Consider the following 11,739-nt stretch of genomic DNA (forward strand, 5'->3'; position numbering starts at 1 on the left):
CTCTTCCCCCCACACCCTACACGACGGCGGCTTCTCCCTACACCCTACACCCTACACCCTACACGACGGCGGCTTCTCCCTACACCCTACACCCTACACGACGGCGGCTTCTCCCTACACCCTACACCCTACACCCTACACCCCGCTCCCCATTACCGATAAGGCAACGGATCCGATAAGCCCAATTCAGCAAAAGCCGCTAACCGCAATTGGCAGGAGTCACAGACCCCACAAGCTTTTTCCTCTCCGGCATAACAAGACCAAGTATGTTGCCAAGGGACGCCCAATTTATTGCCTAATTGAATAATTTCGGTTTTGTGCAACTCCAGTAAGGGGCTGATAATAGCGATCGCCTGTCCTTCGCGACCTTGTTTTGTCCCCAGACGAAACACTTCCTGCATCGCTTGAATGTAATCTGGGCGACAATCGGGATATCCCGAATAGTCCAAAGCATTGACCCCAATATAGACTCGTTCGGCAGCGATCGCCTCCGCATAAGCCAAAGCAAAACTGAGAAATATCGTATTTCGGGCTGGGACATAAGTCACCGGAATTTGACTTGCCATTTCCGAGAGCGATCGCCCTTCCGGCAAATCAATCCCATCATCGGTTAACGCTGACCCCCCCCACTGCCGCAAATCAAAGGTAATCACCTGATGGGCCACCACTCCTGCGACCCTCGCGATCGCTGCTGCCGAATCCAACTCGCGGCGATGCCGTTGTTGGTAATCAAACGAAATTGCATAACATTCACAACCATCGGCCTTCGCTTGATACAGCACCGTCGAGGAATCAAGTCCTCCCGACAATAAAATGACTGCTTTCACGGATTTTCCTGTTAATACATTACAAATAGATCGGAATCTTTGGGATATATTACCAATTACTGATTAATCACAACCACCTGATGCCTTGGGCGCTGCGGAAAAAATCAGCATAAATACTCATCAACCAGCCCATTAGTCCCTTTGCTTAATATTTATTCACAATAATAACCGTAAATACCCTCTAATTTGATGCAATTTGTATCTTTTTGCAAAATTACTTCATATCTTTTTTGGGAAAACTTCGCTATAGTAGAAACATCGATAAAAAATCAAAGAAATCAAAGGTAATTATTATGTCAACGATTCCTACATTTGAAAATAAACAACCCTTATGGCAAACCGTCGCCATCTTAACTTTAGGCTTCTGGCTCAGTGCTTTGCTCCTATTAGATGCGGTAATTATGCCCAGTATGTATGCCTCCGGCATGATGACTCAATCGGATTTTGCCTCAGCGGGTTATACAATGTTTTCAGTTTTTAATCGGATTGAATTAGTTTGTGCCGCCCTAGTTTTAACTGGACTTTTTACCACTTTAGCATTGCAAAAAGAAGGAGAAAATAAAAATTTAATCGCCATTATTTGCTCCCTGATGCTCATGGCTGTTGCGTTATTTGATACCTATGGCTTAACTCCTCAAATGAGTGCTTTGGGAATGCAGCTTAATCTGTTTGACCCCGCCGCCCCAGCCCCCGTAGTAATGAATCAAATGCACGCCGGTTATTGGGTTTTAGAAATGCTGAAATTAGGCGCTGGAACCATTGTCTTGGGCTGGTTTATCCACCACCATGAACATTTGATTTCTGAATAGGTAAATGATTCAGTAAATCTGTGAAATATTAAACAATAATCAACAAAAACCCCGGCTTTTTATCAAGCCGGGGTTTTGATTTTGGTGCGGAAACTTAACTTTCTGATTCCTCGTTTTCTGGCCAGAGTAACTTGACAGCCATGATAGCAAAACCAATGGCGGCGATCGCCTTCACTACACGAGTTGGCAACAGCAAAGCGGTTCCTTCTCCAAGTAAAACACCGATTAAAGTCGCCAATACCAAAGCCCCAGCGGTGCCCAAAAACACCGCATTCGGATGTTTAGAACTGCCTCCGAGGGCGATCGCGGCTAATTGACTTTTGTCGCCTAACTCCGCCAAAAATACCGTAATAAAACTCAGTCCCAAAAGTTGCCAATCCATAGTTTAGTTGTAATAATTAATGCAACACATCCCAAAGCAAGGTGGCGGAAATAAACAGCAACACCACTGCCGCCGAACGTTCTAAAGTTTTTGGGGACACACGAGTGGAGAGCCACTTTCCTAGCATCACCCCTAACAAACTCGTCGCAATCAAGGCACAAGCTGCACCCGCAAACACAACCCAAGGTTTTTCAGATTCAGCACTCATTAACAAAACCGCCAGTTGAGTTTTATCCCCAACCTCGGCAAAAAATATCGTTACAAAGGTTGAACCCAAAACCGCCACCGCACCAGGGTCAATGGTTGGGGTAAAGGGTTCGCTGGGTTCCGGATCCGTTTGCGGTTCCGGTAGATTTGACTGGGCGATCGCGGAGGAAGGGCGATCGGACTCAATGACATCAATGGCATCAGCCGCTGTAGCATCAGTCACCGAAACACTAGAAAATTTAGGAGATGTATTCACGGGCAATTGTATTTAACGCTAGGAATTGGTCATCTTACTGCATCCGATCTTCCCAGATTCTCACCGGAAATGGCAACCCATCAAAAAATAGTCTTACGGATTCAGGGGATACCGAATCAGACCGAATCAGCACAGCAGGCATCATCATGGATTTAAATGGATTTAATTGGATTTGCCATCACTGCCAAAATATTCCCGATAAAAACAAATTTTATCTTCGCGAACATCAAAAGAAACAGCGACGCGATTTTTATAAGGCTGTCCCCACATCGGCCCTTCATCCCGAAACTCAAAAACAACCGTATTTTCATTGCTGGTCACGCGATCTAAGGTGACTGTCAATCCCTCACTGTAAGCCTCGGAAGCATATTGAAAAAACTCTCGGGCTCGTTCTTTTCCTTGATTTAATCCGTGGAATTGACCCACAGGAAACCAAAAACTAAAATCATCGGTTAGCATGGCTAAAAAAGGTTCCCATTCTCCCGTGGCTAACCCTTGGGTAAAATGGTTAAATGCTTGGTGAGCAATGGTGAGAGTGTTTTGTGATTTTTCGCTCATTATGGCCACCATTGAAAGTGATAATTATTTAAACTAATTCTTAGTTTAAATTAAATAATTAATTAAATTATTTAAATGACTTAAATTACTTATACGAGATTTATTTGGGCTGATCTAGGGGCGCAATGCAAAGCACCCCAAGCGATCGCAATGTGCGGGGGCGCTTGGACGTAGCGCCCCTACCATGATTTTTTGTAAATGGTATAAACTCTCAGAAAATATCGCCCGCTCAGAACCCAGAAAAATTTCCCAGAAAAATGTCCCAAATTTACCGAAATCCTTAATCCTTCAAATCTAGGGATTCCAGCAATCCGTCACAAGCATCCATTAATAAATCAATGACGTGATTAAATCCTTCGGGGCCACCATAGTAAGGATCCGGGACTTCTTTCACATTATGGTTACGGCAAAAATCACACATCATTTTAACTTTATCCCGATATTTACTATGGGTATCTAAAGATAAAATGTCCCAATAATTATCGCGATCCATTGCTAAAATAAAGTCAAACTTTTCAAAATCTGATGCTTTAAATTGTCTGGCTTGACCTGTGAATTCCATCCCGCGTTTTTTTGCCGTTGACACCATTCTTTTGTCGGGAGGAGAACCAATATGATAACTGGAAGTACCGGCGGAATCACAGACAATGCGATCGCCCAAATTTCTCTCTTGAATCTTATGATTCATAATATTTTCGGCGGCGGGCGATCGGCAAATATTTCCTAGACAAACAAATAGTAACTTATACGGCATAATTTCCAGTAATCAACCTGATTTATTTTAGCAACTAAATTTGAGCCAATTCTCAAATAATTTTAATTTAATTATCCCCAAATAACTGGGTAAAGCCAGCATTTTTGATGACTGATGACTGATAATTGTGCAGAGCATCGGAAATCATCAAAAATGCTTCAACAATGCTTCAACAATGCTTCAACAATGCTTCAACAATGCTTCAACAATGCTTCAACAATGCTTCAACAATGCTTTAACAATGCTTCAACGGAGTGAGTTCGGTCAAAATAAATCAGATGTATTTCGAGATCATCCCATCAAAAGATCGATCCCATATCCTGAAAAGGGATTTGAAGCCAAGACATTGCCTCAAAAGCATTTTGCCGGAACTCACTGCGATTGGGATTACAAGCCTGGGAGACTCAGCCCACCTGTCAGTTCTTCCATTTTCTCACGCATCGTCGTCGTAGACTTGATATAAGCGTCTTTCGCTGCTTGAGTCACCAGTTCAGAGACGACATCAGCACCTTCTCCCATGACATCTGGGGAGATTTCCACCCGGCGGGGTTCCTGGTTGCCACTGACGATGACTTTCACCAAACCACCGCCCGCTTCTCCGGTGACTTCGAGTTCATCCAAATCTTCCTGAAGTTTTTTTGCTCCTTCTTGTACTTGTTGGGCTTTTTTGAATGCTTCGGTCAGTTCTTTCATTTTTCCCAGACCGAAACCAAATCCCTGTCCTTGTCCTTTTGACATAATGAGTTTTTTCTCTTCGGAGTTTAAGGTTACATCCAGTTATTTTAACTTACTAAAGATCACAAGCTTCTTTTCATGCATATAAAACCAGCTATAGGGCGGTCAGATCGGGCTGATTCTAGAGACGCCGATCGGAATACTGCTCTAAATCTGAGGCATCCCGACGGCAAGGGTGGATCTCCCCAAGGGCGATCGCCAAAATCGGGTGAGTCGTTTAACGACTCACCCGATTTCTGGAGGCTAATGCTGACTGAATTGTGGATAATAGCTACAAGCTTGAGAATCAAGCCGTAAACTGACCCAAGATTCTGACTTCCGGTTCTAACTTTACAGACCAATGGTTTTCCACTTGTTCTTGGACGTAAAGAATTAACCGATAGATATCCATCGCCTTGGCACCGCCACAGTTGAGAATAAAATTAGCATGACGCTCGGCAACCTGGGCAGAACCAATTTGATAACCTTTCAAACCCATTTGCTCAATTAACCATCCAGCCCCATGTTGACCTCCAGGGTTGCGAAACACACTACCACAACTGGGCAAATGATAAGGCTGAGTCAGCCGTCGCTGTTCCAACTGTTCTGCTGTAGTGGCAGTCACTTTCGCGGGATCGGCTCCAGGTTTGAGTTGGAAGGTCGCTTCTGTCACCAAGCGATCGCCCCCTTGCAACACCGAAGTCCGATAGCGATAACCCAAGTCTTTGAGTGACAACAATTCAACGGCTCCGTCTGGGGATAGGACTTGAGTATCCACCAGAATATCCGCCGCACAACTCCCATGAGCGCCAGCATTCATCACCACCGCACCGCCGACAGTGCCGGGAATTCCCACAGCCCATTCCAAACCTTCCCACCCCAACTCAGCCGCTTTCCAAGCTAAACGGGCGATCGACTGACCTGCGGCCACTCGGACTTGACCTGTTTCTAGATCAAAATGAGTGTGACGCAGACCTTTAGTGCCAATCACCAAACCCGGTAAACCGCGATCGCTTACGAGTAAATTCGATCCAGCACCGAGCAAAGTAATCGGCAATTGTTGTTCCGTAGCCCAAGCGAAACTTTGTTTAAGTTCTTCGAGGTTTTTGGGTGAAACATACCATTGGGCAGGTCCACCTACTCGGAAGGAGGTTAAAGGGGCTAGTTTCACTTGCGATTTCAAGGGACATTTAGTTCCAGGCAAGTACATCGATTCTGGTTGTGTGTTGGTGGGAACACCGATCGTGGGATTTACCACCCGCCTCGTCTGATAAGAAACAGTCATAATATCCAAGTATTTCAATTAACAGCTGAACTAACAGCTACTTCATTTTTAGTGCAGATGCGATCGCTCGCATCTCTAACAGTTTGTTTTAGGCAGCTTTTGCGATCGGATTCAGGGGATGATTAGGAGCAAGAACCAGCAGGGTGACAAAGCTCCATTTCCTGATAATACGCCATCAACTCAGGAATGATCTGATTTAAATTACCAGCACCCAGAAATAATGCTAAATCCCCTGGAACAAGTATTTTTTGGAGCAACTGAGACACCAACGGCAAAGAAGGTTGATAATGTACGTTCTGATGAACTGTTTTAATGATATCAGCAACATTAGCACCGCTCATGTTGTGGACATTTTTTTCCCCAGCGGCATAAATATCGCTGACCACGACCACATCTGCCGCTTGTAAAGATGCAGCAAATTCTGGCAGAAATGCTTCAGTTCGGCTGTAACGGTGGGGTTGAAAAATGGCCACAATCCGCTTTTGCCGAGATAATGGACTGCTGACGTGCAGTTGTGCTGCCTTCAGAGTGGCGCGAATTTCACTGGGGTGGTGGGCATAATCATCAACAAACAGAATATTGTGGTATTCACCGCGATGCTCAAAGCGACGACGGGCACCCTGAAAAGAAGCGATCGCCTCACTAATTACGGCAAAATCCAAGCCTAGGTGACGACTGACCGCGACCACGGCCAGGGCATTACTCAAATTATGTTCACCCAGCAAAGGCACAAACAATTCACCTAATATTTTACCGCGTTCCCAAACCTCGGCGGTGGTGCCATCGGCACCATAAACTACCGAAGACACGGTGTAGTCGGGGTTAAAATCTGGGTTCAGACCGTAAGAAATCTTCGGTTTAATTTGTTCTCGCACCGTGGAACAGTCAATGCAGCCCACCAAATCAGTACAGCGATCGCGAAACACCTGAAAAATCTGGATCACTTCTTCGAGGCTTTGATAATGATCTGGATGATCCAGTTCAATATTAGTAATCACGCCAATTTTGGCGCCAAACTTGACCAAAGATCCATCAGACTCATCCGCTTCCGCGACTAAAAATCGCCCGGTTCCGGCATAGGCATTGCCGCCCCAAGTATTGACCTCCCCACCCACGACAATGGTCGGATCCAGACCCGCCTTAAACAGGACATGGCTAATAGCGCTACTGGTAGTGGTTTTCCCATGAGTTCCGGCTACAGCAATACTTTGAGACTCCTGAATCAGGGCTGCCAACAAATCCGATCGGTGAAAAATCGGGCAGCCTAAATTGACCGCAGCTTGGTACTCAGGATTATCAGAGGCGATCGCTGTAGAACAAATCACCTGGGGCAAGGCACTATTCGCGGGTTTCGCTTCCTTCGATCGGGTCTGGGAATGTCCGTTTCTGCCGTCAGCATTTACCGCGACTGGAGATCCGTTGTCTCCTAATCCCTGGAGTCTAGAAACGAAAAATTCTAAATTACTGGCATCTTGACGCCAAAATATATGAGCGCCAATTTCCTGGAGTCTTTCAGTAATATGGCTCGGACGAATATCCGAACCATACACTGGCAAATTCCGTTTAGCTAGAATATAAGCCAGGGCTGACATTCCAATTCCGCCGATGCCGAGAAAATGAAAAGGTCTACCGTTCAAATCGATTGAATTTGACATTTTAGCTCCTTGCACGCCACACCAATAACACGCGATATCATACCAATAATTGTTTTTCTCGGTTCAACTCCGCCATCATAGTTCAGTCATCACCGTAGGAAGATCCAGCCTCCATCAGCTTGAGCAATATCTTAAACGTTTATACGAGGACTGTGCTGCCATTTCCTGAACATTTTTAAATTTCTGGTTCTACAGTAACTTTAAAAACAGCTTTTATCCAACCCTGTCCTGAATGGGAGTTTTTACGATCGCAAAAAGCCCAATCCCTTAGCCAGCTATCTGCTTATTCTAATCCACTTCGATCGCTCGGCAACAAACCACTTTCCTTGGGGTCAAAGTCGGGGAATTTGTTGTGCAACGAGGGATGAAAACGCCAGATAAATATGCATTTGAGTCTACAGGATACCGATTGGCTCACCAATTCACTGTCACCAGAGAACAGATGGGAGCATTCTTGCTTGACCTAACATATATACAAAACCTATATTTTTTAAGTTTTTTCATTAGTTTATCTACGGTTTGACGGATCAAAGTTCGATCGGCTATCTCCGACAGACTGCAACTGAGACTCAATGTTTCTGAATTATGCTCCATCGAGAGAGAAACATTCCGGCGTTCCGGCGATCGCCTGTCGTGAAATCAAGCATCATATGCAAAGGCGATCCCCCTAGTGCGGCAGTCTCCAAAGTAAAAACTGAAAAATACGAGAGTCAAAACTACCAAATGAATATGCATGCGATCGACGTGGTTGGTTGAGTTGGTCAGCCTTTGCGGTATGATCTGGGTCATTACTGAATCTTGACTTTTCTGGAATTATCCGAGGCTGATGCTAAACAAGCTCACCCGACTTAGACGGGAGAATTGTGCATATAACTATGGGAATTAACCCATTCAGGATAAAATCCTGAATCAGGTGCGGATTTAACTGTCTGATTATTTAATCTCTGATTGTTTGAGGTGACTTGTGTGGATCTCGTCAAAAGGACTCCCTACCACCTGTTAAATTTCAGCAGGAAGTAGAGAAACGTGGCGCAAAACACCAAAGGAATCGGCAGAAGAAATCCAGGGATAGGGGACATCAGCCCTAAATTTCAGAAGCAAGCCAGATCATATCGCTCACAATTAATCAAACACAACAGTAGCTTCTGGCTAGTTGTGGATAGGGAAGTATAAAAATTTAGGAGGTATCTAGTGGTTAGAGTCGCGATTAACGGTTTTGGACGGATTGGACGTAATTTTCTGCGCTGCTGGCTCACCCGCACTGATAGTCAACTCGAAGTGGTTGGAATCAATGACACTTCAGACCCAAAAATCAACTCCCATCTGCTCAAATACGACACCATGTTGGGTAAGTTGAACGCTGATATCAGTGCGGATGAGAACTCCATTACGGTCAACGGCAAGACGATCAAATGCGTCTCCGATCGCAACCCCTTAAACTTGCCCTGGAAAGACTGGGATATTGACTTAATTATCGAATCTACTGGGGTGTTTGTCAGCAAAGAGGGCGCCTCCAAGCATATTGAAGCGGGAGCCAAGAAAGTCCTGATTACTGCTCCTGGAAAAGGGAGTGGCGTCGGCACTTATGTGATGGGGGTCAACCATCACGAGTACACCCACGAAGAGTACGCCGTTCTGAGCAACGCCAGTTGTACTACCAACTGCTTGGCGCCAATCGTCAAAGTCCTCCACGAGCATTTCGGCATCATCAAAGGCACCATGACCACCACTCACAGCTATACCGGCGACCAGCGTCTCTTAGACGCCAGCCACCGGGATGTGCGTCGGGCCCGGGCTGCCGCGATGAACATTGTTCCCACCAGCACTGGGGCGGCTCAAGCCGTGGCTTTGGTTTACCCAGCGGTGGCCGGAAAACTCAATGGGATTGCCTTGCGGGTTCCTACTCCCAATGTGTCTGTGGTAGACTTCGTAGCCCAAGTTGAGAAGAAAACCTTTGTGGAAGAAGTCAATCAAGCCCTGCATGATGCCGCCCACGGTTCCCTGAAAGGAATTCTCGGATATACCGATGAACCTTTAGTTTCCAGTGATTACAAAGGAACTGATGAGTCTTCTATCGTAGACTCCAGCCTCACTTTGGTCATGGGTGGAGATATGGTGAAAGTGGTCGGCTGGTACGACAACGAATGGGGTTATAGTCAGCGGGTGGTTGACCTGGCTGAACTGGTGGCCCAAAAGTGGGTCGCTTAAAAATTGCTTAAAAAAGATTTGAGCTTTCTAGAGATTTGCTGACCAGTGACCTCTCTAGAATTTGAAATGCTCAAATCCTTTTTGACCAGTTAAAGATTCTATATGATTAACACCGGCGCTGTGGACTAAACAGACGCCGGTTTCTTTTGTGATGGTGCCGATAATGGCACTCATCGGACCCAATGTTTCCACCAATGCCCGGGCAGTGGCTGGGGGTAAACAGAGGACGAGTTCAAAGTCTTCACCTCCGTATAAAGCCCACTCTAGAGCTTTTGCCGGTGGCACCCAGTCTAATAAGGCCGGGAGTATTGGTATTTTGTCCGCCTGAATGATGGCTCCCGTGCCACTGGTGCTGGCCATTTGGTAGACTGCATCCGCCAGACCATCGCTGCTGTCCATGCCACTGACGCGGATCGACGCTCCATCGCTCTGAGTTAAGGATAACAAAATTGGCAAAATGTCCAGTCTGGGGATGGGGCGTTGATGCGATCGCACCAAAACTTGATAGTTTTCCGGGGTGAGTTGACCTTTTAACTCTGGGTTGAGCAGCAGTTCTAAACCAGCCCGCGACCCTCCATGTGCCCCAGTCACCACTATCGCATCTCCCGGTTGAGCCGTTGACCGCCGAATCACCTGTTTTGGCGACCCTTGCCCCAACGCTGTAATCGCAATGGTAATCACCGCCGATCGCACCACATCCCCACCCAGAATCGGCGTGTGATAACGATTCAGGCAACTGACCATTCCCTGATAAAGTTCTTCCACCCAGCGGACGGGGGTTTGCCCTGGCAGTCCCAAGCCCACGGTAATGCCAATGGGTGCGGCGCCCATTGCTGCCAAATCCGATAAGTTCGCAGCAGCGGCTCGCCAACCGACATCTTGGGCCGAAGTGGTGCGATCGCTAAAATGGACTCGATCCACTAACACATCGGTGGTCACGACCAGGTTTTCGCCGCGATCGGATTTCCAGGCGATCGCCGCTCCATCATCCCCAATAATCTCTGAGGGACAAAACTGGTGTAATCGTTGCAAAAGTCCCTGTTCGCCAATCTCGGCAACTTTCAGGGAATCTACATTATTGTTAACCATTACCAATTCCGCCGAATTTATTTAATTAAATTTTTCTTATTTTGATGTAATTAACATAAAAATGTTTGATTTATTTTAGCATAAATAAAAATAAAATTACCAAAAATTAACCAATCAATTTTTATCATAAATAATTGATATATCAATTATTTATTTCCTTGATGAAGTTTAGGAAAACGATAAAAAGAATCGCCATCAGCATCGACTTCTAAAGTAGCATCAAACGCTTTGGCTTGATGTTCTAAGTAGGCGCGAGTTACTTCCGCGTCCACTCTAGCAGTGGTGGCCAATTGAATCAGCGTAATGTGACCATTTTCTGATTCTAAAAGCTGATAAAATGCCTCATCAAGTCTTTGCATAATATTTTTTTTACTCATGGTATTCGATAGGAATAGAAATGATAATACTCCTATTCCGAACGCTACTAAAAATTCTAAAATTGGCATAGTATTTCTCTCTTGGTAGTAATAGATTAAATTCAATATTTTAAGCAATTGAAACCATTGAGACAATAATCATTATATAATAAAGCGATCGCTCCTTTGGTTCATTATAGCACTTCTCGGAGTTATGAAGTACCAAAAAAATTTGTCATTCCCGCGCAGGCGGGAATCCAGAAAACCTCTGTAATTCATCCAATAAGAAGCGCTATATCTCATACCAAATCCGGTTCTCCTGTACGGGCGATTCGCTTTCTCGCCCATACGATTCCCTCGCATGAGCTATGGGAGGGAATCACCTAAAACGCTTCTTGATTCCCGCGAAGGCGGGAATGACATATGGCTTGATAAACTGGTTTTGACAACCGTATTTGGTATCATCAGGCTTCAGGATTTCCACAAAAAAACCCGTTTTTTTTAACAAACGGGTTTTTTTGTGACTAATCGCCGGGAATCTCCCTTTAGGGAAAATCAGAAGTTTTCCAGGGCGAAATCGTCAATGATATCTGAGGCAATGTCTGAGGCAATGTCTGAGACAATGTCTGAGGCAATATC

General features: G+C 45.4%; 12 protein-coding genes. 2 read left to right on the forward strand and 10 right to left on the reverse strand.

The features are described 5' to 3' along the window. Positions 1 to 152: 152 nt before the first annotated feature. Complete coding sequence (gene queC, locus AM228_RS05630) at positions 153 to 827, reverse strand: 7-cyano-7-deazaguanine synthase QueC (RefSeq protein WP_054465118.1); 675 nt, start codon at positions 825 to 827, stop codon at positions 153 to 155. 293 nt (positions 828 to 1,120) lie between these two features. On the opposite strand from queC, the gene AM228_RS05635 reads away from it, so the two are divergent. Then, positions 1,121 to 1,636 carry a DUF4149 domain-containing protein gene (locus AM228_RS05635; protein WP_054465119.1) on the forward strand — a complete coding sequence of 172 codons (516 nt, stop codon included), beginning with the start codon at positions 1,121 to 1,123 and terminating at the stop codon, positions 1,634 to 1,636. 94 nt (positions 1,637 to 1,730) lie between these two features. Here AM228_RS05635 and AM228_RS05640 read toward each other — a convergent pair whose 3' ends face one another. The 7 genes from AM228_RS05640 to murC all read right to left on the reverse strand — a co-directional run bounded on the left by AM228_RS05640 (position 1,731) and on the right by murC (position 7,447). Next, on the reverse strand, positions 1,731 to 2,018 hold the full coding sequence (locus tag AM228_RS05640; RefSeq protein WP_054465120.1) for a TMEM165/GDT1 family protein: 288 nt from the start codon (positions 2,016 to 2,018) through the stop codon (positions 1,731 to 1,733). Positions 2,019 to 2,034: 16 nt separating this feature from the next. Continuing rightward, a complete protein-coding gene (locus tag AM228_RS05645) occupies positions 2,035 to 2,481 on the reverse strand; it encodes a TMEM165/GDT1 family protein (protein ID WP_231636639.1) in 447 nt (148 codons plus the stop codon). A 162-nt stretch (positions 2,482 to 2,643) separates the two neighbouring features. Then, positions 2,644 to 3,039, reverse strand: a complete 396-nt coding sequence (locus AM228_RS05650; protein WP_054465209.1) for a nuclear transport factor 2 family protein — start codon at positions 3,037 to 3,039, stop codon at positions 2,644 to 2,646. 280 nt (positions 3,040 to 3,319) lie between these two features. Next, on the reverse strand, positions 3,320 to 3,793 hold the full coding sequence (locus tag AM228_RS05655) for a low molecular weight protein-tyrosine-phosphatase (RefSeq protein ID WP_072160675.1): 474 nt from the start codon (positions 3,791 to 3,793) through the stop codon (positions 3,320 to 3,322). A 387-nt stretch (positions 3,794 to 4,180) separates the two neighbouring features. Further along, on the reverse strand, positions 4,181 to 4,531 hold the full coding sequence (locus AM228_RS05660; protein WP_054465122.1) for a YbaB/EbfC family nucleoid-associated protein: 351 nt from the start codon (positions 4,529 to 4,531) through the stop codon (positions 4,181 to 4,183). A 283-nt stretch (positions 4,532 to 4,814) separates the two neighbouring features. Continuing rightward, the gene (gene murB, locus AM228_RS05665; RefSeq protein ID WP_082348755.1) at positions 4,815 to 5,792 is read right to left on the reverse strand and encodes a UDP-N-acetylmuramate dehydrogenase; all 978 of its coding nucleotides are present in this window, start codon (positions 5,790 to 5,792) and stop codon (positions 4,815 to 4,817) included. 122 nt (positions 5,793 to 5,914) lie between these two features. Next, positions 5,915 to 7,447 carry a UDP-N-acetylmuramate--L-alanine ligase gene (murC, locus tag AM228_RS05670; RefSeq protein ID WP_054465124.1) on the reverse strand — a complete coding sequence of 511 codons (1,533 nt, stop codon included), beginning with the start codon at positions 7,445 to 7,447 and terminating at the stop codon, positions 5,915 to 5,917. 1,191 nt (positions 7,448 to 8,638) lie between these two features. Between murC and AM228_RS05675 the strand changes: the two genes are divergently transcribed. After that, the gene (locus tag AM228_RS05675) at positions 8,639 to 9,655 is read left to right on the forward strand and encodes a type I glyceraldehyde-3-phosphate dehydrogenase (RefSeq protein WP_054465125.1); all 1,017 of its coding nucleotides are present in this window, start codon (positions 8,639 to 8,641) and stop codon (positions 9,653 to 9,655) included. A 54-nt stretch (positions 9,656 to 9,709) separates the two neighbouring features. Here AM228_RS05675 and thiL read toward each other — a convergent pair whose 3' ends face one another. After that, the gene (thiL, locus tag AM228_RS05680) at positions 9,710 to 10,744 is read right to left on the reverse strand and encodes a thiamine-phosphate kinase (protein ID WP_054465126.1); all 1,035 of its coding nucleotides are present in this window, start codon (positions 10,742 to 10,744) and stop codon (positions 9,710 to 9,712) included. 146 nt (positions 10,745 to 10,890) lie between these two features. Then, complete coding sequence (locus AM228_RS05685) at positions 10,891 to 11,121, reverse strand: hypothetical protein (protein WP_231636641.1); 231 nt, start codon at positions 11,119 to 11,121, stop codon at positions 10,891 to 10,893. Between the last annotated feature and the right edge of the window lie 618 nt (positions 11,122 to 11,739).

This window comes from Planktothricoides sp. SR001, from assembly GCF_001276715.1.
GTDB lineage: Bacteria > Cyanobacteriota > Cyanobacteriia > Cyanobacteriales > Laspinemataceae > Planktothricoides > Planktothricoides raciborskii.